The organism is Blastococcus deserti, from assembly GCF_042682525.1.
Classification (GTDB): domain Bacteria; phylum Actinomycetota; class Actinomycetes; order Mycobacteriales; family Geodermatophilaceae; genus Blastococcus_B; species Blastococcus_B deserti.
Genome location: NZ_JBHUHP010000009.1, coordinates 222,377 through 248,279, shown reverse-complemented (window position 1 = coordinate 248,279; position 25,903 = coordinate 222,377). Strand labels below are relative to the sequence as shown.

Below are 25,903 nucleotides of genomic sequence, written 5' to 3'. Positions count from 1 at the left end.
GCCGAGTTCCCGCAGGTCAGCAGTCCGTCCGGCACTCCTATACGTCGTCCCCGGCGGGCCACGCGGGAGGCATCCGGTTGGGCGTGTTGCCCCTCCGGCAGTGAAGATGGTCCCGACATGGGGAGTGCATTGCGAGCGGAGGCCACGAGCCCGCAGACGACCAGCCGACCGCTCCGGGCGTGGCAGCAGGCCGCTCTCGCGCAGTACGAGGAGCAGTCCCCCAAGGACTTCCTGGTCACTGCGACCCCGGGCGCGGGCAAGACCACGTTCGCCCTGACGCTCGCCTCCCGGCTGCTCGCCCGCCGTGAAGTCGCCCGCGTGATCGTCGTGTGCCCCACCGACCACCTGCGCCTGCAGTGGGCCGACGCGGCCGATGCCATGGGCATCGTCCTGGACCCCGGCCTGACCAACGCCGTGGGTCCGGTGCGCGCCGGCACCCAGGGCTACGTGACCACCTACGCGCAGGTCGCGGGCAAGCCGATGCTGCACGCCGCCCGGGCGACGGCGGTCAAGACGCTGGTGATCCTCGACGAGGTGCACCACGCCGGAGACGGCCTGTCCTGGGGCGAGGCGGTCGAGGAGGCCTACGGCTTCGCCGCGCGCCGGCTCTGCCTGACCGGGACGCCGTTCCGCACCAAGCCCGATGAGCGCATCCCGTTCGTCCGCTACGAGGAGGACACCTTCGAGGGCGACGACGGCGAGGGCGGCGTCGGGCTGGTCAGCCGCGCCGACTACACCTACGGCTACAAGGAGGCCCTGGCCGACAGCGTCGTCCGCCCGGTCGTCTTCGCCGCCTACACCGGCACCTCGCGCTGGCGGAACTCCGCGGGCGAGGTCGTCGCCGCGTCGCTGTCGGAGGCCGGCACCCGCTCGGTGGAGATGCAGGCCTGGCGGACGGCGCTGGACCCCAAGGGTCAGTGGGTGCCGCACGTCATCGCGGCCATGGACGACCGGATCACCCACCTGCGCGAGGAGGGCGGCATGCCCGACGCCGCCGGGCTCATCCTCGCCAGCGACCAGGACGACGCGCGCGCCTACGCCAAGATCGTCCGCCGGGTGACCGGCAAGGCCGCCGAGCTGATCCTGTCCGACGACCCGAAGGCCTCGAAGAAGATCGAGCGCTTCACCACCGGGTCGGCGCGGATCGCCGTCTGCGTGCGGATGATCTCCGAGGGGGTCGACGTCCCGCGGGCCGCCGTCCTGGCCTGGATGACCTCCTACCGCACGCCGTTGTTCTTCGCCCAGGCGGTCGGCCGCGTGGTCCGTGCGCGGGCGCCGCACGAGTCGGCGACGGTCTTCCTGCCCGCGGTGCGCCCGTTGCTGTCGCTGGCCGCGTCCATGGAGGAGCAGCGCAACCACGTCATGCCTCCGCCGAAGACGGAGAAGGGCGACGAGCTCGACCTCGAACCGCTGCCACCGAAGGAGAAGGACCCCGACGGCCTCAAGCAGTGGGAGGCGCTGGAGGCCGACGCCCGCTTCGCCCACGTGCTGCACAGCGGCACCGCGCACACCGGCGAGGGCTCGGGGCCGGTCGCGGTCCAGCCGGAGGACGAGGAGTTCCTGGGCATCCCCGGTCTGCTCACGCCGGCCCAGACGGCCGAGCTGCTGGCCAAGCGGGACGACGAGCTGCGGCAACGGATCGCGCAGAGCCACCGGGTGGACGCCGACGACTTCATGCTCGTCGAGGACCACCCGGACGAGGACGACGCCGGCCGCTCGTGGCGCGACGCCGCGGAGCTGCGCCGCGAGATCAACCGCCTGGTCAACCGCGTGTCGGCGCGGACGTCGACGCCGCAGGCGGTGGTGCACACCCAGCTGCGCCAGCACGTCCCCGGCCCGCCGTCGGCCTCCGCCTCGGTCGACGTCCTCCGCGCCCGACGGGAACGCCTCCGCACCATGCTGTGAGCGGCTCGACGGTCCCTCAGGAGGTCGGCAGGAGACCGCGCTGGGCGGCGATGGCGACGGCCTCCGTGCGGCCGCCGGCGCCGAACTTGGCGAGGATGTTGCTCACGTGCACGCTCGCGGTCTTCTCGCTGATGTAGAGCTCGGCGCCGATCTGCCGGTTGGTCCGCCCGAGGGCCAGCAGGCGCAGCACCTCCGCCTCGCGGGGCGTGAGGACGGCGGACAGCTCGACCACCCGCACACCGGGGAGATCCAGCCGCCCCCGCCGGGCCAGCCCCTCGACGGCGGTCCGCAGCGGCACCGCGCCCAGCCGCACCGCCACCTCGTGCGCCGCCCTCCCCTCCACGGCAGCGGCCACCCGGTCGCCGGCCGCGAGCAGCGCCTCGGCGAGCCGCCACCGGGAGCGGGCCTGCTCGTAGACGTGACCGAACCCGAACGCATCGACGGCCGCCCGCCACAGCCCCAGCGCGACCGTGCCCTCCAGCCGCGCCGCCTCCGCCTCGACGCGCGCCTCCCAGGCGGTCGCCTCCACGCCCATCGTGTCGCCCCACGACCGCCGGTAGATCTCGACCGCCGAGCGGGCGGCGCCCGCCAGCTCGCGGCCCGCCCCGGTCCAGCGGTCCACCGCCGGGGTGTCGCCGTCCCGCCGCGCGTCCGCCGCGGCGTCGGCCACAGCGGCCAGCGCCGTGCCCACCAGCCGCAGCACCCCCAGGTGGTCGTCTGGCCACACCTGCTGCAACCGCCGACAGGTCGCCAGCGCCACCGCCACGGCGGTACCCGCGTCCCCCTGCCAGGCGGCCAGGTCGATCTCCGAGCCGGCCGTGACGAGATCCAGGAGGATGTGCGCGCTCAGCCTCGGGATCAGCCCACGGGCCCAGTCGATCCGCTCCCGCGCGGCCGGGTCGCCCCGGCCGACCAGGACCAGCAGACCGGCCGCCCGCACGTGCGCGGCCATCTCCGGGATGCGGGCCAACAGGTCGGCCTCGGCCAGGCTCTCGTCCCAGTCGCCGGCCATGTAGAGCGCGGTGACCTGCAGGTGACGCAGCTCGGCCGGGTAGTACGACCACTCGATGCCGAGATCGCGGGCGCGCTCGGTCCCCCGCCGGGTCCAGTCCAACGCCTCGTCGATCCGGCCGGCCTCGAATGCGGTCGTCGCGAGGTTGAACAGCACGCGCATCTCGACGTCGACGTCGCCGGATCGGCGCGCTCGCCCGAGCGCCTCGTCGAGCCGGGCCCGCACCTCCGCCGGATCCGCTCCCGGCCGGGCGCGGACCTGCGTGACGGCGATGTCGGACCAGGCGCCGTCGAGGCCCAGCGCGTCGGCGGCGGCGAGCGCCTCCTCGGCCGCGGCCTCCGCTTCCTCCATCGCGCCGACCGCGTAGCTCATCCGCGCGTGCGTCGCCGCGGCCCACGTCCGCGCCTCCGACGGCGGCTGCGCCGGGACCAGAGCCATGGCCGCGGCGCTCTCGCGATAGCCGCCGGACACGTCCTCGACCCGCACCATGGCCTGCGCCAGCGTGTAGTGCACCCGCGCCCGCGCGACCGGGTTCCCGTCGGGCCCGAGGACCTGCAGTGCCGAGCGCAGCAGGGCGACGGCTCGGTGCAGCTCCCCCGCCGCCCGGGAGGCCGCCGCGGTCTCCGTCATCAGAGCGACCTGGTCCCGTCCGGCGCGCTCGGCCGCGTCGGGCACCACCGCCCACAGGGCCAGCGCCGCCTCCAGGTGCTGCTGCTGCTCGGAAGGAGCGCCGACCCGGCGCGCTGCCTCCGCCGCCTCGAGCGACGCGCTGAAGGCACCCGGCAGGTCGTTGCTCTCCCGGGCGTGGTGAGCCCTTTCGGCCGCGGTGCCGGCACCGGGATGCGCCGCGAGGTAGCCGGCGATGGCCGCGTGCAGCCGCACCCTCTCCCCCGGCAGCAGATCGGCCAGCACCGCCTCCCGCAGCAGCGCGTGCCGGAACCGGTAACGCCCGTCGTCGGAGACCACGAGCAGGTGGTGGTGCACCGCCTCGGCCAGCGCCTCCTCGAGCTCCCCGGGGGCCGTCTCCCCGACGGCCGCCAGCAGCTCGTGCCGTACCCGGCGGCCGGCGACGGCGGCGATGCGGAGCACCTGCTGGGCGGCGGGCGTTCGCTGTTCGACCCGCGCCAGCAGGACGTCGGTCAGCGCCAGGGGCAGCGCCTCGCCGTGCAGGCCGGCGGCCACGAGCTCCTCGGCGTAGAAGGCATTGCCCTCGGCCCGGGCCACCACGTCCTCCACCCGCGACTCCGGCAGGCCGCCGGCGGACGCGGCGAGCACCCGGACGAGCTCGGCCACCGCGGCGTCGGGCAACGGGGCCAGCTCCAGTCGTTCCACCGCCGGCAGCCGGACCAGCTCGGCCAGCAGCGGCCGCAGCGGATGGCGGCGGTGCAGGTCGTCGGCGCGATAGGAGACGACCACCGCCACCGGCTCGTCGACCAGGCGGGCCAGCAGGTAGCGCAGCAGGTCGCGGCTGGACCGGTCGGCCCAGTGCACGTCCTCCAGCACGATCAGGAGCGGCCCCCGCCTCGCCAGTTCGCAGATCAGCCCGGCGACCGACTCGAACAGCTGGAGGCGGCCGTCGTCCACCGGCTGCGGTGAGGCGCGGTGCGGCAGCGGGCGGCTCAGGTCGGCGTTCTCGGCGGCCATGGCCACGGGTGGCACGGACGGGGGGCGGCCGGCCAGGAGCGCCGCCAGGGCAGGGTTGCCGGCCGAGGACGGCGCCAGCTCCGGCTCGGCGGCCACCGGACGCAGCAGGTCGAGGAAGGGCAGGTAGGGCAGCCCGACCTCGCCGAGGTCCACGCAGTGTCCGGTCAGCACCCGGACGCCGCGAGCGGTCGCGGAGGCGATGAGTTCGTCCAGGAGACGGGTCTTGCCCACGCCGGCATCGCCGGCCAGGAGGACCGCGGACGAGCGGCCGGCCGCGGCCCGGTCGACGGCCGCCATCAGGCGGGCGAGCTCGGCGGCCCGGCCCACCATCGGCGCGTCGTCCCAGCGTGGCACGGCGTCGATCGTGGCACGGGCCCCCGACAGCACCGAGCCGGTCGGCACCCGGAGGGCGGCGGTCAGCGGGCGCGCCGGCGGTTGCGGAACCAGGCGCCCCGCCGGGTGCGGGTTCCCCGGCCGGCCGCCATCAGCAGCTCCCGCCGGTAGGCGAGCTCCGCGTCGAGTGCCGGGTTGCTGTAGTGCAGCGTCACGGTCGTTCCTTCCGTCATCCCTGGTGGACGACGGCAACGTTCGTGCTGAGGGGCCGGGCCCGGCATCGGGCGACCACGCCGTTCCGGGTACCGGCCGGGCGCTAAGGCCCCCTCAGACGCACCCGTTCGGAGGACACGGGCTCCTGGGGCGGTTGGCCCCGGGGCGCCCGGGCACCGCTCAGCCCGCGGCGACCGCCGCCGGCTCCGCCGCACCCGGGTGCCCGGAGCCGTGAGGAAGGGAGTGCGCAATGCGGCTCGGAACTGCCATCGTCCTGCTCGCGCTGGGCGCGATCCTGACGTTCGCCCTGCGCGTCGACCTGAGCGGCGTGGACCTGCAGGTCGTCGGCTGGATCCTGATGATCGTCGGCGCCCTGGGGATCGTGCTGGAGGTCGCCGTGTGGGGGCCCCGCTCGCGCCGCCGGGTCACGCACACCGAGGGCCACGACGCCCCCGTCGGGGGTGGACCGGTCCGGCGGACGACCACGGACGAGACCTACTGACCGGGCGCGCTGCGTGCGAGAGCCCCCGTCCGGCCGGACGGGGGCTCTCGTACGGACGGGTCAGCGCAGCTCGGTCCCCTTGGTCTCGCGCAACGTCAGGATGACGGCGAACGCCACCGCGGCGGCGATCGCGACGTACCAGAAGAACCACAGCGGATGGCCGGCATCGGAGAGCGCGGTGATGACCAGCGGCGCCGTCCCGCCGAAGGTGGCGACCGTGAGGTTGTACCAGGCGCCGATGCCCGTCGCCCGCAGCTCGGTCGGGAACAGCTCGCTCATGATGGCCGGCGCGATCGAGGCCATCAGCGCGTAGAGGCCGAGGCCGACGCAGAAGACGACGATCAGCGAGAACAGGTTGTCCTGCACGAGGAACGACAGCGGCACGATGAGCACCGCCATCGCGCCGGACCAGATGAGCAACTGGGGCTTGCGGCCGATGCGGTCCGACAGGTTGCCGAACGGGTAGCAGAGCGCCACGAACAGCGCCGTGCCGATCGACAGCGCGATGAAGACGTCGGTCTTGTCGGCGTCGCGGAAGGTGATCGCGAACGGCGTCAGGGCGCTGAAGAACGTGTAGTACGACAGCGTCGACAGCAGGGTGAACGCGCACAGCTGCACCACGGCCTTCGGGTGGTGCTTGATGGTCTGCAGCAGCGGGTTCTTGGTGGCCCGCGCCTTCTCCGCGTTCTCCTCGAACTGCTCGGTCTCCACCAGCGAGCGACGCAGCCACATGCCGATCAGCCCGAGCAGGCCGCCGATGAAGAACGCGATCCGCCAGCCGTAGCTCTCCAGCTGCTCGTCGTTCAGGACACTGGTCAGGAGGACGCCGAGGAGCGACGCGGCCAGCAGCGCGGACCCGGTGGAGATGTAGAAGAACGACGAGTACCGGCCGCGGTGCGCCGGTGGGGCGATCTCGCCGAGGTACGCCGAGGCGTTCGAGACCTCGCCGCCCAGGGACATGCCCTGCGCGATGCGGGCGAGCAGCAGCCCGATCGGGGCCAGCCACCCCACCTGCTCGTAGGTGGGCAGCAGCGCGATCACCATCGACCCGCCGGCCATCAGCAGGATGGTGAGCAGCATCCCCGCCTTGCGGCCGCGCAGGTCGGCGAAGCGGCCGAGCAGCAGCCCGCCCAGCGGGCGGAAGAAGAACGCCAGCGCATACGTCGAGGTGGCGCCGATGAGCGCCAGCGCCTCGTTCTCCGCCGGGAAGAACTGCCCGGCGAAGAAGACGACGAACGTCGCGTACACCGTCCAGTCGAACCACTCGACGGCGTTGCCGATGCTCGCCGAGACGAGGGTCCTGACCGGCAGCTTGTGCGGTACCTCGGCCGCCGTCCCGGTGCTCTGCTGGACCGCTCTCGCCATGACAGCTCCCCGACGTCAACCCGACTGTGACGTCGAACACGCTAGGCGCGCTCCCGCGGGGCGGCACGTCGACAGGGGGGCACGTCAGCAGAGGCATCGGGTCCGGACCGGATGACGGCCGCCTCGCGGCGAGATGCACAACACGGCTCCAGCCCCCGACCGAGGTCGGGGCGGTAGTCCGTGAAGGCGTAACCAAATGGCACCCGGGGGCACGATGCACCCGGCCCGGACGGTTCGAGGCTACCCGCGTCCCCCGCTCGACACGCGCGTCGAGCCGAACTTCAGTTGAACCCCCGGTCGTCCTGCTTGAGCGCGGTGTCCACGGTGAGCGCGGAGGCGAGGACAAGGCTGGCCAGCGGGTCGGGCAGCCGGTAGTGCACCCGGACCACGTAGCGGTCGGCGGTGGTGAACAGCGTCCGCGCCAGGCCCTCCCACTTCTTCGTGATCCGGGCGACTTCGACACCGGCCGCGTCTGTGATCGCGAAGTCCCAGGCCCGCCAGTTCTCCGCCTGGATGGCGCCGACCCGCTGCGCGTCCGCGACGAGGTCGAAGCGGATCCTGCCGAACACGTTGGCCTGCACGATCTCACCCACCGGGGCGCCATCGGGTCGCTGGACCACGACGCGGGACCTCATGAGCTTGGCCGGCCGGGTCAGGACGAGGACCGGTCCCCGGGCGTCGCGCACCTCCAGGTGGTGGGTCAGGAACTGGTCGAGGTTCGAGACCAGGCGGACGGCCTTCTTCAGCGGGCTCTGCCCGACCTGGACGACGGCGCCGATCTGCTGCCCCTGACCGTCCAGGACGGCGTACTCGTTGGTCAGCTCCACGAGCTTGGTCCGCTGGTTCACCAGCAGCACCGGCTGCTCGTACAGCGACGGGCCGCCGCGGTACCCGGGAGCCTCCGGTGGGCCGGCCGGCGAGACGGGTGGGGACGGCGCCGGCTGCAGGTGGTCGGTCCAGCCCTGGCCGTCCCACCAGCGCCGCCCGCCACCGCCGGCCGGGTCGGGGTACCAGCCGGGCGGCGGTGGGGGCTGGGTCACGGCGCCGAAGCTAGCGCCCCGGGCGGAGGGCCGGTGGCCGGCCGGACACCGGGTCGCGCGTGCCAGACTCCGCCCATGGCCGAGCTGACCGACGTGGAGGCGCGGGCCGTCGACGCCGTCGACGAAGCGTGGGTGGTGGACCGGCTGACCCGGATGGTGGCCGTTCCCTCCGTCGGGGGCACGGCGGCCGAGAGCGAGGTGCAGCACCAGCTGGCGGGGTGGCTGGACGAGCTCGGCTGCGACGTCGACGTCTGGCAGATCGACCTCGCCGGGGCCGCCACGGCCGCGGACGCCCCGGGCCAGGAGGTCGAGCGGACCGAGGCGTGGGGCGTCGTGGGCACGGTGCCGGCCGCCGAGAACGGACGGCCCGCGCTGGTCCTCTCCGGGCACACCGACGTCGTGCCGCCCGGTGACCCGTCCCTCTGGGACGGCGATCCCTTCGTGCCCCGCGTCGTCGACGGCGACCTGCACGGCCGCGGGGCCTGTGACATGAAGGGAGGGGTCGTGGCGGCCCTCGCCGCTCTCGCCGCGGTGCGCCGGGCCGGGGTGCGGCTGGTGCGCCCGGTCGCGCTGCACGGCGTCGTCGGCGAGGAGGACGGCGGCCTGGGCGCGTGGGCGACCCTCCGGCGCGGCCACCTGGGCGACCTCTGCGTCATCCCCGAGCCGACGGCGGGCGCCGTGGTCACCGCCAACGCCGGTGCGCTCACCTTCCGCCTGGAGATCGAGGGCCACGCCGCGCACGCGGCCATGCGCGACCGCGGCGTGAGCGCGGTCGAGCTGTTCGCCGTCGTCCACACCGGCCTGCAGGAGCTCGAGGCCGAGCGGCAGCGCGACGCCGATCCGCGGTTCGGCGAGGCCCGCTTCCCCTACGGCATCTCCATCGGCCGCGTGCGGGCCGGCGACTGGGCCAGCTCGGTGCCCGACCGGCTCGTCGCCGAGGGCCGCTACGGCGTCCGCCTCGGCGAGCCGGTCGAGACCGCCCGGACGGTGTTCGAGGAGCGGGTGGCGGCGATCTGCGCGGGCCACTCCTGGCTGGCCGACCACCCGGTGCGCGTCACCTGGACCGGTGGCGCGTTCGCGAGCGGGCAGCTGCCGCCCGGGCATCCGCTGCTGCCGGCCGTCCGTACGGCGGTCGCCGACGCCGGGGGCGGCACGGCCCCCGAGCGGGCGCTCGCCGCGGGCAGCGACCTGCGCCAGTACGCCGCGGCCGGCGTCCCCACGCTGCACTACGGGCCCGGTGACCTGAACCTCGCGCACGGCCCGCTGGAGAAGGTCCCCGTGGCCGAAGTGGTGACGGCGGCGCGCGCCTTCGTCCTCCTCACGGTGCGCGCCTGCGCCGTGCGATGACCGCCGCGGCGGGCGCGCTGGTCGGCTTCGGGGCGTGGGCGCCGCTGGCCGGGGACACCCCCACCTCGCGGACGGAGTGGGCCGCGGTGGTGGCCGCCTGGAGCCAGCCGCACCGCCACTACCACGACCTGGCCCACCTGGCCGCCGTCCTCGGGCTGGTCGGGGAACTGGCGGACGCGGCCGACGACCCCGCCGCCGTCCGGCTGGCCGCCTGGTACCACGACGTCGTCTACGACCCGCGGCGCAGCGACAACGAGCAGGTCAGCGCCGAGCGCGCCCGCGCCGGACTGCGCGGCCTGGTACCCGAGGAACGCCTGGCCGAGGTGGAGCGGCTGGTCCTGCTCACCGCCGGGCACGACCCGGACCCCGGCGACCGCAACGGGGCGGTGCTCTGCGACGCCGACCTCGCCGTCCTGGCGGCGCCGCCGGAGTCGTACGCGACCTACGCCTCGGCCGTGCGGCTGGAGTACGGCCACCTCGGCGACGACGAGTTCACCCGCGGCCGCATCGCCGTCCTGGAGCACCTGCTCGCCCTTCCCGCGCTGTACCGGACGGAGGCGGCCCGTCCGTGGACGGAGCCGGCCCGGGCCAACCTCACCGCGGAGCTGATCCTGCTCAGGCGCCGCGGCGGGACTTCCTGAGCCGCAGCCCGGCCGCCATCAGCCGGGCGAGGAGCTCCCGCGCGCCGACCGGCTGGGCGCCCGCGGCGACCGCCACGTCGTAGAGATCCTCGGGGACGTCGTAGTGGTCGCCCTGGAAGGCCCGCCGCGGGATGCCGAGCTCGGTCTCGACGAAGGCGTGGAGTTCCTCGTAGGACACGTCGCTGACCAGGTGCGACCACCGCCGCCCCCGCCACGGCCACACGGGGCTGTCGATCAGCACGGCCACGGCACGCAGTCTGCCCGGCCCGGCTAACGTTCCGCGCGTGCAGGAGATCCGCTGGGGAGTCGTCGGGCCGGGGCGCATCGCGGAGAAAGTGGTCGAGGACTTCGCCGTCGTCGAGGGCGCACGGGCGGTCGCCGTCGCCTCCCGGTCCCTGGACCGGGCCCGGGCCTTCGCCGACCGCCATGGCCTCGAGCGGGCGCACGGCTCCTACGCGGAGATCCTCACCGACCCGGACGTGGACGTCCTCTACGTCGCGACGCCGCACTCCCAGCACCACGCCGTCGCCCTCGCTGCCCTGCGCGCCGGCAAGGCGCTGCTCGTCGAGAAGTCGTTCACGGCCACCACGGCGGGCGCCGCGGAGGTGATCGACCTGGCCCGGCAGACCGGTGTCTTCGTCATGGAGGCGATGTGGACCCGGTTCCAGCCGGCGGTCGTCGCCGTCCGCGACCTGATCGCCGAGGGCGCGATCGGCGAGGTGCGCTCGGTGCAGGCCGATCTGGGCGTGGCCCGCGACTACGACCCCGTCGACCGGCTGTTCGACCTCGCCCTCGGTGGCGGCGCACTGCTCGACCTGGGCGTCTACGTCGTCTCGTTCGCCCAGATGCTGCTGGGCACCCCCGAGCGCGTGGTCGCCGCCGGCTCGCTGTTCCCCTCCGGTGCCGACGCGGACGCGGCCCTGCTCCTCGACCACGGCGACGGCCGCACCGCCACCCTCATGACGTCCCTGCGCAACGCCCTGCCCGGGCAGGCGCGGGTGTTCGGGACGACGGGCTGGATCGACGTCCTCCCCCGCTTCCACCACCCGGACACGATCGTGCTGCACCGGGCCGGGGCGGAGCCGGTGACGATCACCCGGAAGCCGCTGGGCGCCGGGTACGCCCACGAGCTGATCGAGGTCACCGAGTGCCTGCGGGCCGGGCGGTCCGAGAGCGCCGTCATGCCGCTGGCGGACACGCTGGCGGTCCAGACCGTGCTCGGGGAAGCCGCCGAGCAGCTCGGTGTCCGGCACGCGGAGGACGCCGCCATCGGCTGAGCGCGGCTTCGTCCCACCCCAGGGGGTGAGGTGCGCGCGCACCCCTCCGGCCGCCGGCCGGTGCGGCCGATGTGCCGCGCGTCGGCGTCCGGCCGGATCCCTAGCCGACCGGTGACGTCCCGGGCGCCGGCACACCCGGGGTGCGCTGGCCCTCGGCCCACGCCCGGCCCACGGCCTGGTCCGCGGTGGGCACCCGGGTGGGCGAGCCCCCGGCCCGCCGGACCGCGTCGGCGAAGTGGACGGCGTCGATCGTCGCGGCACCACCCGGGTCGTTGTTGAAGTACACGAGCACGTCCTCGTCCCGGCCGTAGGTGGCGGCGAGCCGATCGGCCCACAGCTGCAGGGTCTGCGGCCGGTACCGCCACTCCCCGAACCCGTGGTGGAAGCGCAGGTAGCCCCAGTCGGCGGTCCGCCACAGCGGCGTGACCGGCTGCTCGTCGCGGTCGGCCCAGCACAGCGCGGCCCCGTAGCGCTCGAGCAGCGCCCGGATCTCGTCGGTCCACCAGCTCACGTGCCGCGGCTCGACGGCGACCCGCGTGCCGTGCGGGAACTGGGCGAGGCACTCCCGCAGCAGGTCGGCGTCGGCCTTCAGCGTCGGGGGCAGCTGCAGCAGGATAGTGTCGAGCCGGTGCTGCAGGCCCTCGACCCGCCCCATGAGCCGGGCGACCGGTTCCTCGGGTTCGCGCAACCGCTTGATGTGGGTGAGGAACCGGCTGGCCTTGACCGCCCACCGGAAGTCCGGCGGTGTGCGCTCCCGCCAGGCGACGAAGGTGGCGTGCTCGGGCAGACGGTAGAAGGCGTTGTTGCTCTCCACCGTCGCGAAGAACTCCGCGTAGTGCTCCAGCCAGAGCCGCTGCGGCAGCTTCGGCGGGTAGAACAGCCCGCGCCAGTCGCGGTACTGCCAGCCCGACGTCCCGATGATCACGGCCACGCAGGCGGCCTACCCGCCGGGGTCCGGGCTGACGCGCCGCGTTCACCCGGTCGAGGCGCGCGACGGGAGCTCCACCGCCTAGCCTTCCCCGTCGTGACCGCACCCGCCCGCTTCAAGGACCTCTGCCTCGACGCCCGCGACCACCAGGCGCTGGCCGACTGGTGGTGCGCCGCGATCGGCTACGTCCGTCGCGACGAGCTCGAGGAGGCAGCGACCCCGGAGGAGGACGAGCCCCGCCCGCACGACTGGCCGGTGCCGATCGTCGACCCGGCCGGCGAGGGCCCGCTGATGTGGATCGTCCCGGTGCCCGAGTTCAAGATCGTCAAGAACCGCATGCACTTCGACGTCGTCGGTGACACCGCCGCGCTGCTGGCCGCCGGAGCGACGATGGTGCGGGCGCAGGACGACGACATCGAGTGGGACGTGCTCGCCGACCCCGAGGGCAACGAGTTCTGCGTCTTCGCCCCGGAGTGACCCCACCTCACCCACGAGTGTGCAGAGATCGGGGCCTGAACCGCCCCGAGGGCCCGGCAACCGCACACCCAACCGCCCGGCCCCGCCCTCCTGAACGCCGACAGGGGCGGCCCGCCGAAGCGGACCGCCCCTGCCGGAGGTGAGGCGATGGAACGGCCCCGCTGCAGGGCCCCGCCGTGAGCTCGCGAACGGTGGGGGGCAGCGGGGTCCTTGTTCAGAAGTCCATGCCGCCCATGCCGCCGTCGCCGCCGGGCATGGCCGGAGCGTTCTTCTCCGGCTTGTCGGCGATGACGGCCTCGGTGGTGAGGAAGAGCGCCGCGATGGAGGCGGCGTTCTGCAGCGCCGAGCGGGTCACCTTGGCGGGGTCGATGATCCCGCTGGCGACGAGGTCCACGTACTCGCCGGTGGCGGCGTTGAGGCCCCAGCCGGTGTCCGAGTTGCGCACCTTCTCCGCGACGACGCCACCCTCGAGGCCGGCGTTGATGGCGATCTGCTTCAGGGGTGCCTCGAGCGCGACGCGCACGATGTTGGCACCGGTCGCCTCGTCACCCTCGAGCTCGAGCTTCTCGAACGCGACGGTGGTGGCCTGCGCCAGGGCGACGCCACCACCGGCGACGATGCCCTCCTCGACGGCGGCCTTGGCGTTGCGCACCGCGTCCTCGATGCGGTGCTTGCGCTCCTTGAGCTCGACCTCGGTCGCGGCGCCGGCCTTGATGACGGCGACGCCACCGGCCAGCTTGGCCAGGCGCTCCTGCAGCTTCTCGCGGTCGTAGTCGGAGTCCGACTTCTCGATCTCGGCACGGATCTGGTTGACGCGACCGGCGATCTGGTCGGCGTCACCCGCGCCCTCGATGATGGTCGTCTCGTCCTTGGTGGTGACGAACTTCCGCGCGCGGCCCAGCAGCGAGATGTCGGCGTTCTCGAGCTTGAGGCCGACCTCCTCGCTGATGACCTGACCGCCGGTGAGGATGGCGATGTCGGCCAGCATGGCCTTGCGGCGGTCACCGAAGCCCGGGGCCTTGACGGCGACGGACTTGAAGGTGCCGCGGATCTTGTTGACCACCAGGGTCGCCAGGGCCTCGCCCTCGACGTCCTCGGCGATGATCGCGAGCGGCTTGCCCGACTGCATGACCTTCTCGAGCAGCGGCAGCAGGTCCTTGACGGAGCTGATCTTGCCGTTGACGACCAAGATGTACGGGTCGTCGAGCACGGTCTCCATGCGCTCGGAGTCGGTGACGAAGTACGCCGACAGGTGACCCTTGTCGAAGCGCATGCCCTCGGTGAGCTCGAGCTCGAGGCCGAAGGTGTTGCTCTCCTCGACGGTGATGACACCTTCCTTGCCGACCTTGTCCATCGCCTCGGCGATGAGCTCGCCGATGGCGGGGTCAGCGGCGGAGATCGACGCGGTGGCGGCGATCTGCTCCTTGGTCTCGACGTCCTTGGCGGTCGAGAGGAGGTACTCGCTGACCGCCTCGACGGCCTTCTCGATGCCCTTCTTCAGGGCCATCGGGTTGGCGCCGGCAGCGACGTTGCGCAGACCCTCGCGCACGAGCGCCTGGGCCAGCACGGTGGCGGTGGTGGTGCCGTCACCCGCGACGTCGTCGGTCTTCTTCGCGACCTCCTTGACCAGCTCGGCCCCGATCTTCTCCCACGGGTCCTCGAGCTCGATCTCCTTGGCGATGCTCACGCCGTCGTTGGTGATCGTGGGGGCGCCCCACTTCTTCTCCAGGACGACGTTGCGGCCCTTGGGGCCGAGGGTCACCTTGACGGCGTCGGCGAGGGTGTTCATGCCCCGCTCGAGGCCGCGGCGCGCCTCTTCCTCGAAGGCGATCATCTTGGCCATGTGGCGATGTCCTCCATGCGTTGAACGCAGCACGGTCGGGTGCGGCGCCCGCGACGGACGACACCAGCGACGTGGACTCCCTTGCGCCCACACGCCGGTGCCTCACCGACCGACCTGATTTGGCACTCGGGTGGTCCGAGTGCCAGAAACGAGTCTGGCACTCGACCCTGGCGAGTGCAAGAAGGGGGTGCTGCGCGGCTGTTCCGGGGGTTCCTGTCCCCCGACGGGGTGCGCGGACGAGCAGGTTCTCGCGTGGGAAGTGCGCATCGCTGCCCACCATCGGCTCGAGACACAGCGAGGCCCGGCCCCCGAACGGGGACCGGGCCTCGGCGAGTGCCTGGGTTCAGGCCGCGGTGACCTGGTCGGCCTGCGGGCCCTTGGCGCCCTGGACGACCTCGAAGGTGACCCGCTGGCCCTCCTCGAGGCTCTTGTACCCGTCCATCTGGATGGCCGAGTAGTGGACGAAGACGTCCTGGCCGCCGTCGACGGCGATGAAGCCGAAGCCCTTCTCGGCGTTGAACCACTTCACGGTGCCCTGTGCCACGTGTGCTCCCACGTTCGTGCGTGCGGACGGCGCCCTCTGAATCGGGGGAACCGGGTCTAGCTCTTCCGCCCGTCGAACACGAACGTGGAACTCGAACCGCGCGAGACGGTACATGAGGAAAGCCGAGGTTGTAGTGCATCCACGCAGGAGAAACACCCGGTTCGGGCAACGATCGTCGCCACTGGTCCGGGACGGCTGAGCCCAGCCTGGCCTCAGCCGATGAGGCCGGCCGCCCGGACGGACCTCAGGGACGGCTCCACCCGGTGGGTGGGGCCGACCACCGGCTCCAGCGGGTCCAGCGTCTTGAGGCCCTCGCCGGTGTTGAGGACGACGGTTTCCTTGGCCGGGTCCAGGCGGCCGTCGGCGACCAGCTGGCGCAGCACCGCGACCGTCACGCCGCCCGCGGTCTCGGCGAAGACGCCGGTGGTGCGGGCGAGGTCGCGGATGCCCTGCACGATCTCGTCGTCGCCCACCCGGCCGACCGAGCCGCCGGTGCGGCGGATGGCGTCCAGGGCGTACGGGCCGTCGGCGGGGTTGCCGATGTTGAGCGACTTGGCGATCCCGGAGGGCTTGACCGGCCTGACGACGTCCCAGCCCTGCTCGAACGCCGTCGCGATCGGGTCGCACCCGGCCGACTGCGCGCCGAAGATGGTCCACTCGGTGGCCTCGACGATCCCCGCCGCGGTGAGCTCACGGAACGCCTTGTCCACCTTGGTGAGCAGCGAGCCGGACGCCATGGGGATGACCACCTGGGCCGGGATGCGCCAGCCGAGCTGCTCGGCGATCTCGTACCCCATCGTCTTCGAGCCCTCGGCGTAGTAGGGCCGCACGTTCTGGTTGACGAAGGCGGTGTCCTCGAACTCGTCGGTCTCGGCCAGCTCGCTGGTCAGCCGGTTGACGTCGTCGTAGGAGCCGTCGACGGCGACGAGCGTCTGGCCGTAGACCGCCGACTGCACGACCTTGCCCGGCTCGAGGTCGCTGGGGATGAACACGAACGACGGGATGCCCACGCGGGCGGCGTGCGCAGCCACCGAGTTGGCGAGGTTGCCGGTCGAGGCGGCCGCGATCTTGCGGTACCCCAGTCGCTTGGCCGCGGTGGCGGCCAGGCTGACCACGCGGTCCTTGAAGGAGTGCGTCGGGTTGGCCGAGTCGTCCTTCACCCACAGCCCGCCGGTGATGCCCAGCTCCTCGGCCAGCCGGTCGGCGCGCACCAGCGGCGTCAGACCCGGGTCGAGGGACACCCGGTCGGCCGGGTCCTGGCCGACGGGCAGCAGTGCCACGTAGCGCCAGATGTTCTGCGGACCGGCCTCGATCTGCTCGCGGGTGACCGCCTTCAGCAGGTCGTAGTCGTAGTCGACCTCCAGCGGGCCGAAGCACTCGGCGCAGGCGTGCTCGGCGATGAGGCCGAAGGTGGCTCCGCAGTTGCGGCACACCAGGCCGCGGGCGGGACAGGGGGGAACGGGGCCCGGGTGGGTGGGGAGACCACCGGACGAGTCCGCCTGGATCGAACCGGGAGCGGTCATGGTCATGCGACGACTACCTCCTCATCTTCCCCGCACCGGGCCGTCGAGCCGTGCGGGACGGAATTGGCACCTTCCGCTGTGCGGCGGTTGCCGGGGCTTCATCGGGCCGTGTCCCTCTGCCCCTCTGGATGAGTGGAACGCCTCGCACTGTACCCAGTCCCTGCCGCCCTTCCGCGGACGGTCAGGATGTGAGGTGTGACCGCCCGCATCGTCTACACCGACCTGGACGGCACGATGGTGGGCCCGCGCGGCTCGTTCTGGCACACCGCCGGCCGTGAGCTCACGGCGGACCCGGCCGCCGCCCTGCTGGCCCTGCACCGCGCGGGCATCCCGTTGGTGCTGGTCAGCGGACGGACGTTCGAGCAGGTCGTCGAGGCGGCGAGGATCTTCGCCGCGGACGGCGCCATCGCCGAACTGGGCGCCACGATCGCCTGGGACGGCGGTCGCAGCACCCACCGGCTCACCGGTGACCTCCCCGCCGAGTACGGCGACCGACCGCCCATGGACGTCATGGCGGAGCTCGGCGTGGTCGAGCGGCTGATCGCCGAGCACCCGGGCCGGCTGGAGTGGCACGCGCCCTGGCACGCCACGCACACCACCGACGCGCTGCTCCGGGGCCGGGTGGACCCGCTCGCCGTCGACGCCTGGCTGGCCGAGCGGGGCGCGGGCTGGCTGACGCTCAAGGACAACGGCGCCTTCCCCGCTCCGCTGCGCGCGTCGACCGGCACGACCCTCGACCCGGCCGACGGCCCCCCGCGGATCTACCACCTGATGCCACGGGGCATCTCCAAGGGCCTGTCGATCGCCTGGGACCTCCGGCGCCGGGGCATCGACCCGGGCGACGCCGTCGCCATCGGCGACAGCGTCAGCGATCTCGACATGGCCCCGGCCGTCGAGCGGCTGTGGATCACCGCGAACGGCGCGGCCGTGGACGGCATGGCCGAGCTCCTCGGCGCCGTCCCCAACGTGTCGGTGACCGCGGCCCCGATGGGCGAGGGCTGGGCCCAGGCCGTCCGCGCCAGTCTGTAGTCGTCCCGGCTCTTGCGGCGGCCCACCCTCTCCCGCGGTGCTGCACCGCCGCAGCAGTGGGTGGAACGGCGCAGGAGTGCGCGTGGAGGGTGGGGAGGACGGGGTCCGCTTTCAGCTGGTGACGTCACGGCGGGCGAAGTGGCGGAAGGCCAGTGCGGTGAAGACCGCCGCGTACACCAGCGACTGGATGACCCCGCGGAACATGTCGCCGGAGTCGACCGGCGTCTGGAGCAGGTCGGTCCAGGCGTACTCCTCGGCCGTCGGGAACCAGTCGCGGATCGACCCCAGCTGCTCGACCTGGTCGAGGATCGCGAACACGAACATCGTGAAGACCGCGCCACCGACGGCGGCCAGCGGCGCGTCGGTGATCGTCGAGAACCAGAAGGCCAGCGTGCCGACGACGAGCAGGTGGACGGCCAGGTAGCCGAGCATCCCGGCCAGCCGCACCATGCCGTCCCCCTGGTCCAGCGTGACGCCGACCGGGGTCTGGATGTCCTCGAACCCGAAGGCGATGCCGCCGGCCACGATGGCCACCGTCGCCAGCGTCAGCATCGCGCCGACCGACTGCACGAGCGCGGCCAGCCACTTCTGCCGGAGCAGCCGCATCCGCGGGACCGGGGTGGCCAGCGTGTAGCGCAGTGAGCCCCACTGGGCCTCGCTGGCCACGGAGTCCCCGAAGCACAGCGCGAAGACGACGACGAGGAAGAAGCCGGTCGTCGCGAACAGCACGAACAGCGTGAAGTTGAGCCCGCTGGAGGTTGCGACGTCGACCAGGTTGACCCGCGCGTTCTCCGCCGCCTCCTCGCTGCCGCCGAGCTGGAGCGCGGCGATCAGGACCAGCGGGAGCGCCATCATCAGCGCGAAGACCCCGATGGTGCGCCGCCGCTTGAACTGCCGGCGGAGCTCCACCGACAGCCGCAGCGTGCGCTCGGGCCGGTAACCGGCGACCGCCCCGGTGGGCTGCACGTGCTGTGCCATGACTCGACTCCGGCCTCGATCCGCCCCTCGGTCGCCGGCGCTCCCTGCGATGCTCCCTCGGCCGTCGTTCTCGCGGATGACCGTCATGACTCCCCCACCAGCGCCAGGAAGGCGTCCTCGAGCCGGCGGCGCGGCGTGAACTGGTCGACCTCGATGCCCGCCTCGACGAGCGCCTGCAGGGCCCGGGCACGGCTGGTGCCGTCGAGCTCGGCGACCAGGCCCTCGTCGGTGCGCTCGACGCTCACCCCGGGCAGCCCCTCCAGGACCTCGATCGCCCGGTCGGCCTCGGCGTCGTCCACCAGCCCGATCGACACCGCACCACCGGCGCCGACGATCTCCTCGACGGTGCCCTGCGCGATCTTCTGGCCCTTGGCCATCACCACCACGTGGCTGCAGGTCTGCTCGATCTCGCTCAGCAGGTGGCTGGAGACGATGACCGTTCGGCCGGTGGCGGCGTAGGACCGCAGGACCTCCCGCATCGCGTGGATCTGCGGCGGGTCCAGCCCGTTGGTCGGCTCGTCGAGCACCAGCAGGTCGGGCAGGCCGAGCATCGCCTGGGCGATCGCCACCCGCTGCCGCATGCCCTGGCTGTAGCGGCGCACCGGTCGGTCGATGGCGGTCCCGAGGCCGGCGACCTCGATCGCCTCCGCCATGTGCGCGTCCTCGGCCGGCCGGCCGGTCGCCGCCCAGTACAGCCGCAGGTTGTCCCGGCCCGACAGGTGCGGCTGCAGCCCGGTGCCCTCGACGAACGAGCCCAGCCGGGACAACACCGGGGCGCCGGGGCCCGCCGCGTGGCCGAAGATGCTGATCCGCCCCTCGGTGGGGCGGATCAGACCCATGAGCATGCGCAGGGACGTCGTCTTGCCGGCGCCGTTGGGGCCGAGCAGGCCGAGCACCTGCCCGCGGCGCACCTCGAACGACAGGTCCCGGACGGCGACGAAACCGTCCTTGTAGGCCTTGGTCACGCCCTCGAAGCGCAGCGGCACGTCCTCGCCGTCGGGCTCGACCGCCGAGACCTGACGCCGGCGGTGCCGGCCCCACAGCAGGGCGGCCACCCAGCCCAGCAGGCCCAGCCCGGCGAGGACGGCGAGCAAGACCCACCACCGCGACGTCCCGGTGTCCGCCTGGGGCGTGCCGTCCACCTGTGGCACCTGGAGGTCGGTGCCGTCCCCGAGCGCGACTGAGTAGACCGTCGACTCGGCCGGCAGGGCGAACGCCTGGTCGGTGGACGAGACGACGACGCGCATCGTGTGGCCCGCCTCGAAGCGGTGCACGATCCCCGGCAGCGTGACCCGCACCGTGGTCGGCCGGGCCGGGTCGGCCGAGAGCCCGGTCAGCGCCAGCGGCGCCACCAGGCTGGACGGCAGCGTCGTCCCGCCGCCGGGCGCGACGTCGTAGAGCTTGGCGAACAGCGTCGCCGTCCCCGCGGGGGCCGCGACGGCCAGCTCCACCGTGGGCGCGCCGACCACCTCGACCGCGGCGTCGAGCGGCTCGCTCTCGAACGCGGCGAACTGACCGGGGATCTCGAGCGTCGATCCGCCGAGCGCCGACGTCAGGGCGCCCAGGCCGGGCACCGTGGTCAGCGCGCCCGGCGTGCCACCGGCAGGGGTGACCACGGGCTGCGTCGGTCCCGACAGAGGGACCGAGCGGCGGTCGGCGGTCCCGTCCAGGCCCGGGTAGGTGTCGGTGACCACCGTCTGGCTGCCGCCCTGGACGAACTGGCCGGAGCCGAGGGCGGTCGGCGCGGGGAACTCGAAGCCGGTGCCGGGGTCGGCGCCGGCCCCGCGCAGGTGGAAGTCGAACCAGCCGGCCACCTGCTCGCGGAGCTCCTCGGTGACGCGGTCGGAGGCCGGCGAGTCGTGCCCGCCGGTGAACCACACGACCTTGACCGGCGTGCCATTCGCGGCGATGCCCCGGGCGTTGGCGTCGGCCTGACCGAGCCCGAACAGCGAGTCCTGGGTGCCCTGGAGCAGGAGCGTGGGCGCCTCGATGCGGTGCAGCACGCCGGCCGGGCTGCTGCGGTCGAGGACGGCGGCGATCTCCGGAGTCAGGGTCCCCGTGGCCGCCGCGGTCTGGTACGCCGCGCAGATGTCGGTGCGGAACCGGCCGCAGGTCAGGGTCTGCTCCACAGCGGCAGGATCCAGGGCCGAGAGATCCGGGAGCCGCGTGGCCCCGGCGGACGGCACGGAGGCGGTGCCGTCCCCGTCCTCGTCGCCGTCCTCCCCGCCGGCCGCGCCGCCGAGCGCGTCGAGCAGCCCGCCGCTCGGGACGGAGCCGACCCCGAAGAACAGGCCGGCCCACAGCCGCTTGAACACGCCGGCCCGGTCGTCCTGCGGGGTGGCGGCGACCGTGTCGGCCTCGACGGTCCCGGTCTGCGAGGGGAAGAGGGCGGCGGTCAGCGAGTTCCACGTGATCTGGGGCGCGATCGCGTCGATGCGGTCGTCGTAGGCGGCGCCGAGCAGAGCCGCCGCGCCGCCGTAGGACCCGCCGGCAACGCCCACCCGCGGATCGCCGTCGCCGTCCAGCTGCACCTCGTCCCGGTCGGCGAGGAGGTCGAGCAGCGTGGAGAGGTCCGCGATCTCGTACCGTGGGTCGTTCAGCCCGATCTGACCGGTGCTCCCGCCGAAGCCGCGGGCGGAGTAGGTCAGGACGACGTAGCCGCGCCCGGCGAGGTCCTCGGCGTCGGAGGCGACCGACTCCTTGCTGCCGCCGAAGCCGTGCGCCAGCACGACCGCCGGGGCCGGGAGCTCACCGGTGGGGAGGTACAGCGTCGTGTCCAGCTGGACCGTCTCGGCACCGCTGCCGGAGGTGACCCGGGCCTCCTCGGTCCGCACCTCGCCGGCGGCCGAGGCCGGGGGCGCGAGCGCCAGCAGACCGGTCGAGGAGAGCAGCAGGACCAGGACTGCGGACGTCGCGCGGGCGCCGGAGCGCGGGCGGGGACGCACGAGCCCGCGGAGGGGGCGCACGAAGCGGCCAACGGACGGAGGGCGGCTCGTGTTCCGCCCGCCGTGGCCCGACGTCCGGGACCGGTGGCCGGACGATTCGGAGCCGTCGGTCAGGGCTGCCAGTCGCCGGTCGTGACGATGACGAGACCCGGCGCCTGGACGTCGGCGGGGACCTCGAAGAAGCGCGGCGTGGGGCCCTGGAGCTGCGGGAACTGCTCGATGAGCTGGGTGGCCGCCTGGCGCTGGGTCTCGTCGCCCTCGGTGAAGAACACCGTGGTGGCGGCGACGTCGCTGCCGGGGTACGCGCCGACCCCGGGGGTCTCCCAGCCCCCGGCGGCCACCGTCGCGGCCACCTTCGCGGCCAGCCCGTTGATGGCGGTGGAGTTGAGCACGGTGACCGGCACCCGCACGGGAGCGGCGACCAGCGGCTCGACCTCGATCGGGTCGGAGGGCAGCTCCGGCAGGGCGGTGACGTCGGGGACGACCGGAGCTGCGGCGGTCGGGCTCGCCGGGGTCTGCGCCGACGTCTCCGTCGCCTCGGGCGAGACGAAGGAGTAGACGCCGAGGACGCCCAGCGCCACGACGGTCATGGCCAGCAGCCCCTTGAGGACCCGCCGGGGCCTGCGTCCCTCGTCGTCCTCCTCCAGGACGGCGACGGCGGAGCCGCGCTGCCCCTCGGCCTTGCGGCGGGCGGCGTCGGCCGCCTGCCGCTCGGCCCGCATGGCGGCCCGCCCGCCGACCGGCCCCGTGCCGGGACCGCGGACCGGCGCGGGCACGGGCGCCGCGTCCGGGTCGTCGGCGGACCGGCGGCGCCGGACGTTGCGCTCGGGGATGGCGGTGGTGCCGGGCGCGCTGGGCGCGCCCAGCGGCCCATCGGCAAGCAGGTCCTCGTCGGTCGCGAACGTGCCGTCGCCGGACCGGGAAGGCTTGGTCCAGTCGCCGTACGCCCGGGACGCCCCGTCGGGGCCGGTCTGGCTGGGCACCCGCGGGGCCGGACCGGACAGGAGCCCGGAACGCCCGGTCGAGGTGAGGGAAGAGTCGTCGTCGGGCCACGTCCCCCCCGGACGGGGCAGTACGGGAGCCGGAGCCGCCTGGACACGGGCCGGCCGTTCGAGGAGGTCGCCGCGAGACGCGGCGACGGGAGACGGGGGGAGGAACGTGTCGTCGGCGGCGAGGTCGAGGTCGAGGTCGAGACGGGGCCCGGGGGCCGGAACCGCCTGGAAGGGGGCCACGGAGGTCTGCGGCGCGGCCGGGCGGGCGGGCGCGCCGGCGCGGGCCGCCGCCGGCCCGCGGGAGGCGACCGGGACCGGGGGCAGTGGCAGGCGTGACCGCGACAGCTGAGGAGCGGCCTCGGGTGCCCGGGCAGCCACGCCCGCCACGGGACGGGCGGCGGGGCGACGGGCTGCGCCGGACCGATCGCGGCCGGGCGCCGTCGGATGGTCGCTCAGTTCCGCGGCGGCGCCGCGCCAGAGCCCGTCCGGGACGTCGGTACGGCGACGTCCGGCGGCCACGGGGACGCCACCCCGGTCCCGTTCGTCACTGCCTGCTTCGGCGTGCCTGCCCACGGTGAGTAACTCTAACGGGTGTAACTCTCAATGGACAGCACCTTGAGACGAACGCGTTCGTTGCCGGGCGAGTCGCAGCCGCCGGAGACGACGGACCAGCAGCGGGTCGGCAGCGAGGGCGTCGGGCCGGTCGACCAGGGCGTTGAGCACCTGGTAGTAGCGCGTCGGCGTCACGCCGAAGCGGTCGCGGATGGCGGTCTCCTTGGCGCCCGGACGGCGCCACCACTGCCGCTCGAAGGTGAGCATCTCGTGCTCCCGGCGGGACAGCCCCACGCCCGAGACCTGCGCGGAAGCCGCCGCGAGGCCCTCGTGCCGGGGCGGGGAGACCACCGGGGTCGGGTCGTCGGTCATCGCTCGTCCATCTCCTGCTCCACTCGGCCGCACCGGTGCGCGGTGCGGCCACGGGAGCGACGGTAGCCCCGGGGTCCGACAGTTCCGGGGAGCCCAGGCACCCCCTGCCCAACCCGGTCAGATTCCTGCGGGGACCGTCTCGGCAGGGGCCCGCCGGCCGCCCGCCCGGGCGTGTCGCAGGGTGTCCGCGGTGAAGACGGCGAGGGCGACCCAGACGATCGCGAAACCGGCCAGCCGGGCGGGCGGCATGGGCTCCCCGTAGACGAACACGCCGATCGCCAGCTGCATCGACGGGGTGAGGTACTGCAGCAGGCCCACGGTCGACAACGGGATCCGGCGGGCGGCCGCGGCGAACAGCAGCAGCGGGATCGCCGTCGCGACGCCCGAGCTGACCAGCAGCAGCGCGTGCCCGGTGCCGGCGTTGCCGAAGGTCCCGTCCCCGCCGGAGTGCGCCACGGCCAGCACGCCCGCCGCGGGCAGCGCGACGAGCGCCGTCTCCACGAACAACCCCGGCGCCGCGTCCGTCCGGACCAGCTTCTTCATCAGCCCGTAGAGCCCGAACGTCACCGCCAGCGCCAGCGCGATCCAGGGTGGACGGCCGTAGTCCACGGTCAGGACGGCGACCGCCACCGCGGCGATCCCGACGGCCAGCCACTGCAGGCGTCGCAGCCGCTCGCTGAACACCACGACGCCGAGCAGCACGCTCACCAGCGGGTTGATGAAGTACCCGAGCGAGGTCTCGACCACGTGCCCGGAGTTCACGCCGTAGACGAAGACCAGCCAGTTGCCCGCGATCAGCACCGCAGCCCCCAGGAGCACGAGCAGCCGGCGCCGGTCGGTGACCAGCGCCCGCACCTGCCCCCACCGGCGGACCGCGGTGAGCAGGACCCCTACGAACAGCAGGGACCAGAGCACGCGGTGGGCCGTGATCTCCAGGCCGCTGGCCGGCTCCAGCAGGGGGAAGTAGAGGGGGAACAGCCCCCAGAGCGAGTAGGCGGCGAGCCCGGAGACCACCCCCAGGCGACGCTCGTCCACGGCCGCACCGTACGCCGCCCCGTCCCGGTCCCGGCCCCGAGCCTGCGAGAGGCAGGAGGGACGGCGTCCTCTCAGGGCGTCTGGATGTAGTCCACCAGCTGCCGGCGCTCCTCCTCCAGCTCGTCGAGGCGGGCCTTGACGACGTCGCCGATGGACACGATGCCCACCAGCGCGCCGTCCTCGACGACCGGGACGTGCCGGACGCGGTGGTCGGTCATCGTCCGCGCCAGGTCGTGCACGCTCGCGTGGGGCGGGCAGGTGTGGACCTGGGCCGTCATGACGTGCGACACCGGCTCCGCGAGCAGCCCGGCGCCGCGCTCGTGCAGACCGCGGGCGACGTCCCGCTCGGAGACGATGCCGTCGATCCGGCGGCCGTCGGAGGACACGACGAGCGCACCGATGCCCTTCTCCGCGAGCAGGGCGAGCGCGGTGCGCACGCTCTCCGATCCGTCGATGGTGGTGACCTCACGGCCCTTGCGCCGGAGCAGCTGACTGATCTGCACGCAAACCTCCTCGCCAACGGGTGCGGGGAGTGTCCACCCGGGGCGGTTGCGGGGCAACGGCACGCCGATCCGGCCTACCGTCGGGCTGTGGCTCGGCAGCGCCCCAACCCCGCGCAGTGGGTCTGGTACGCCCTCGGGGGCGGTCTCCCCCGCGACCTGGCCCCGTGGGTGCTGGCCGACACGACCGGCCCCACCTGGATCTGGCGGCACGTGGCGCGGGCGGTGGTGCAGCTGCTCCCGGTGCTGGTCCTGTGCCTGGTCGTCGTCCCCGTGCCCCTCGCATACCGCGTGTCGGCGGCCGTCGGCGGGCTGTTCCTCGGCCTACTCTTCTCGATGGCCTTCATGACCGAGACGATCGAGCACCGGGTCGCCAAGGCCGGCTACCCGCCGGGCACCGCCGCTCGCCTCCGCGCCGAGCGGGTCGAGCGGGCGCGCGTCGAACGCCACTCCCCCTACCGGCGGGACGGCGCCGGCAGCTTCGACTGAGGCAGGACCCTCTGCCGCCGCCCCCCTGCAGGCTCGTGACCGGACCCTGCAGGGAGGCCGTCAGCACGTCACCGGGCTCGGTCGAGCCTCGCGACCGGGCCTCACTCGACCCGGAAGCCGATCTTGAGGGTGACCTGGAAATAGGCGACGCCGCCGTCGACCACCTGGCCGCGGATCTCCTTCGTCTCGAACCACTCGATGTTCCGGACGGTCTCCGCGGCCTTGGTGATCGCGTTGCGGATGGCCTCGTCGACGCTGGTCGGGCTGCTGCCCACGATCTCGCTCAGCCTGTACACGTGGTCGCTCACGCTGCCTCCTACGTATGCCGGACGGTGGCACCGACCTTGGCACGCCGGCCCCCTGCGTACGTAGTTCCGGGACCCCTGAATACGTCGTCCGACAGATTTGGCCGACCAG

At 73.8% G+C, this 25,903-nt stretch carries 24 protein-coding genes and 1 riboswitch; of the genes, 8 read left to right on the top strand and 16 right to left on the bottom strand.

The features are described from left to right. Positions 1 to 117 precede the first annotated feature (117 nt). Entirely contained in the window at positions 118 to 1,905 is a 1,788-nt protein-coding gene (locus ACFSHS_RS09190) for a DEAD/DEAH box helicase (RefSeq protein ID WP_376874326.1), read from the top strand. 16 nt (positions 1,906 to 1,921) lie between these two features. Here the strand turns inward: ACFSHS_RS09190 and ACFSHS_RS09185 are convergent, their stop codons facing one another. Both ACFSHS_RS09185 and ACFSHS_RS09180 read right to left on the bottom strand, forming a co-directional pair. Further along, positions 1,922 to 4,915, bottom strand: coding sequence for a helix-turn-helix transcriptional regulator (locus ACFSHS_RS09185; protein ID WP_376874324.1), 2,994 nt, complete (start codon positions 4,913 to 4,915; stop codon positions 1,922 to 1,924). A gap of 62 nt (positions 4,916 to 4,977) precedes the next feature. Next, positions 4,978 to 5,109 carry a hypothetical protein gene (locus ACFSHS_RS09180; protein ID WP_376874322.1) on the bottom strand — a complete coding sequence of 44 codons (132 nt, stop codon included), beginning with the start codon at positions 5,107 to 5,109 and terminating at the stop codon, positions 4,978 to 4,980. Positions 5,110 to 5,357: 248 nt separating this feature from the next. Here ACFSHS_RS09180 and ACFSHS_RS09175 point away from each other — a divergent pair, with 248 nt between their 5' ends. Beyond that, positions 5,358 to 5,609, top strand: a complete 252-nt coding sequence (locus ACFSHS_RS09175) for a DUF6458 family protein (protein WP_376874320.1) — start codon at positions 5,358 to 5,360, stop codon at positions 5,607 to 5,609. Positions 5,610 to 5,669: 60 nt separating this feature from the next. On the opposite strand, the gene ACFSHS_RS09170 is transcribed toward ACFSHS_RS09175, so the two are convergent. Next, the gene (locus ACFSHS_RS09170) at positions 5,670 to 6,974 is read right to left on the bottom strand and encodes an MFS transporter (RefSeq protein WP_376874318.1); all 1,305 of its coding nucleotides are present in this window, start codon (positions 6,972 to 6,974) and stop codon (positions 5,670 to 5,672) included. Between the two features lie 281 nt (positions 6,975 to 7,255). After that, positions 7,256 to 8,014, bottom strand: a complete 759-nt coding sequence (locus tag ACFSHS_RS09165; RefSeq protein ID WP_376874316.1) for an LURP-one-related/scramblase family protein — start codon at positions 8,012 to 8,014, stop codon at positions 7,256 to 7,258. A 75-nt stretch (positions 8,015 to 8,089) separates the two neighbouring features. Here ACFSHS_RS09165 and ACFSHS_RS09160 point away from each other — a divergent pair, with 75 nt between their 5' ends. After that, positions 8,090 to 9,361 carry an ArgE/DapE family deacylase gene (locus ACFSHS_RS09160; protein WP_376874314.1) on the top strand — a complete coding sequence of 424 codons (1,272 nt, stop codon included), beginning with the start codon at positions 8,090 to 8,092 and terminating at the stop codon, positions 9,359 to 9,361. Further along, positions 9,358 to 10,002 (top strand): HD domain-containing protein, encoded by a 645-nt coding sequence (locus ACFSHS_RS09155; RefSeq protein WP_376874312.1) that lies wholly within the window; start codon positions 9,358 to 9,360, stop codon positions 10,000 to 10,002. The genes ACFSHS_RS09160 and ACFSHS_RS09155 overlap by 4 nt, the downstream gene beginning before the upstream one ends. Here ACFSHS_RS09155 and ACFSHS_RS09150 read toward each other — a convergent pair. Further along, on the bottom strand, positions 9,977 to 10,249 hold the full coding sequence (locus tag ACFSHS_RS09150) for a DUF4031 domain-containing protein (RefSeq protein WP_376874310.1): 273 nt from the start codon (positions 10,247 to 10,249) through the stop codon (positions 9,977 to 9,979). The two genes, ACFSHS_RS09155 and ACFSHS_RS09150, sit on opposite strands and share 26 nt — an antisense overlap. A gap of 37 nt (positions 10,250 to 10,286) precedes the next feature. Between ACFSHS_RS09150 and ACFSHS_RS09145 the strand changes: the two genes are divergently transcribed. After that, complete coding sequence (locus tag ACFSHS_RS09145) at positions 10,287 to 11,279, top strand: Gfo/Idh/MocA family protein (RefSeq protein WP_376874308.1); 993 nt, start codon at positions 10,287 to 10,289, stop codon at positions 11,277 to 11,279. Between the two features lie 100 nt (positions 11,280 to 11,379). Here the strand turns inward: ACFSHS_RS09145 and ACFSHS_RS09140 are convergent, their stop codons facing one another. Continuing rightward, positions 11,380 to 12,210 carry a DUF72 domain-containing protein gene (locus ACFSHS_RS09140; RefSeq protein ID WP_376874306.1) on the bottom strand — a complete coding sequence of 277 codons (831 nt, stop codon included), beginning with the start codon at positions 12,208 to 12,210 and terminating at the stop codon, positions 11,380 to 11,382. Between the two features lie 93 nt (positions 12,211 to 12,303). Between ACFSHS_RS09140 and ACFSHS_RS09135 the strand changes: the two genes are divergently transcribed. Beyond that, positions 12,304 to 12,684 carry a VOC family protein gene (locus tag ACFSHS_RS09135; protein ID WP_376874304.1) on the top strand — a complete coding sequence of 127 codons (381 nt, stop codon included), beginning with the start codon at positions 12,304 to 12,306 and terminating at the stop codon, positions 12,682 to 12,684. Between the two features lie 214 nt (positions 12,685 to 12,898). Here the strand turns inward: ACFSHS_RS09135 and groL are convergent, their stop codons facing one another. The 3 genes from groL to thrC form a co-directional block, all read right to left on the bottom strand. Beyond that, positions 12,899 to 14,527, bottom strand: a complete 1,629-nt coding sequence (gene groL / locus ACFSHS_RS09130) for a chaperonin GroEL (RefSeq protein WP_376874302.1) — start codon at positions 14,525 to 14,527, stop codon at positions 12,899 to 12,901. 343 nt (positions 14,528 to 14,870) lie between these two features. Further along, positions 14,871 to 15,071: a cold-shock protein gene (locus ACFSHS_RS09125; protein WP_376874300.1), complete on the bottom strand. Its 201-nt coding sequence runs from the start codon at positions 15,069 to 15,071 to the stop codon at positions 14,871 to 14,873. A gap of 212 nt (positions 15,072 to 15,283) precedes the next feature. Next, a complete protein-coding gene (gene thrC / locus ACFSHS_RS09120) occupies positions 15,284 to 16,600 on the bottom strand; it encodes a threonine synthase (RefSeq protein ID WP_376874298.1) in 1,317 nt (438 codons plus the stop codon). 12 nt (positions 16,601 to 16,612) lie between these two features. Then, a riboswitch (SAM riboswitch) is annotated at positions 16,613 to 16,729 on the bottom strand. A 60-nt stretch (positions 16,730 to 16,789) separates the two neighbouring features. On the opposite strand from thrC, the gene ACFSHS_RS09115 reads away from it, so the two are divergent. Then, positions 16,790 to 17,623, top strand: a complete 834-nt coding sequence (locus tag ACFSHS_RS09115; RefSeq protein WP_376874296.1) for an HAD family phosphatase — start codon at positions 16,790 to 16,792, stop codon at positions 17,621 to 17,623. A gap of 111 nt (positions 17,624 to 17,734) precedes the next feature. Here ACFSHS_RS09115 and ACFSHS_RS09110 read toward each other — a convergent pair whose 3' ends face one another. From ACFSHS_RS09110 to ACFSHS_RS09085, 6 genes are all read right to left on the bottom strand, one after another. Beyond that, on the bottom strand, positions 17,735 to 18,601 hold the full coding sequence (locus ACFSHS_RS09110) for an ABC transporter permease (protein WP_376874294.1): 867 nt from the start codon (positions 18,599 to 18,601) through the stop codon (positions 17,735 to 17,737). An 83-nt stretch (positions 18,602 to 18,684) separates the two neighbouring features. Further along, positions 18,685 to 21,546, bottom strand: coding sequence for an alpha/beta fold hydrolase (locus tag ACFSHS_RS09105; RefSeq protein ID WP_376874292.1), 2,862 nt, complete (start codon positions 21,544 to 21,546; stop codon positions 18,685 to 18,687). Between the two features lie 110 nt (positions 21,547 to 21,656). Beyond that, positions 21,657 to 22,916: a LytR C-terminal domain-containing protein gene (locus ACFSHS_RS09100; RefSeq protein WP_376874290.1), complete on the bottom strand. Its 1,260-nt coding sequence runs from the start codon at positions 22,914 to 22,916 to the stop codon at positions 21,657 to 21,659. 222 nt (positions 22,917 to 23,138) lie between these two features. Next, a complete protein-coding gene (locus ACFSHS_RS09095) occupies positions 23,139 to 23,462 on the bottom strand; it encodes a DUF3263 domain-containing protein (protein ID WP_376874288.1) in 324 nt (107 codons plus the stop codon). A gap of 117 nt (positions 23,463 to 23,579) precedes the next feature. After that, positions 23,580 to 24,497, bottom strand: coding sequence for an EamA family transporter RarD (rarD, locus tag ACFSHS_RS09090; protein ID WP_376874286.1), 918 nt, complete (start codon positions 24,495 to 24,497; stop codon positions 23,580 to 23,582). Between the two features lie 71 nt (positions 24,498 to 24,568). After that, on the bottom strand, positions 24,569 to 25,000 hold the full coding sequence (locus ACFSHS_RS09085) for a CBS domain-containing protein (protein ID WP_376874284.1): 432 nt from the start codon (positions 24,998 to 25,000) through the stop codon (positions 24,569 to 24,571). Between the two features lie 87 nt (positions 25,001 to 25,087). On the opposite strand from ACFSHS_RS09085, the gene ACFSHS_RS09080 reads away from it, so the two are divergent. Further along, positions 25,088 to 25,486, top strand: a complete 399-nt coding sequence (locus ACFSHS_RS09080) for a DUF5313 family protein (RefSeq protein ID WP_376874282.1) — start codon at positions 25,088 to 25,090, stop codon at positions 25,484 to 25,486. Between the two features lie 101 nt (positions 25,487 to 25,587). On the opposite strand, the gene ACFSHS_RS09075 is transcribed toward ACFSHS_RS09080, so the two are convergent. Then, positions 25,588 to 25,794 (bottom strand): dodecin, encoded by a 207-nt coding sequence (locus ACFSHS_RS09075; RefSeq protein ID WP_376874280.1) that lies wholly within the window; start codon positions 25,792 to 25,794, stop codon positions 25,588 to 25,590. Positions 25,795 to 25,903 lie beyond the last annotated feature (109 nt).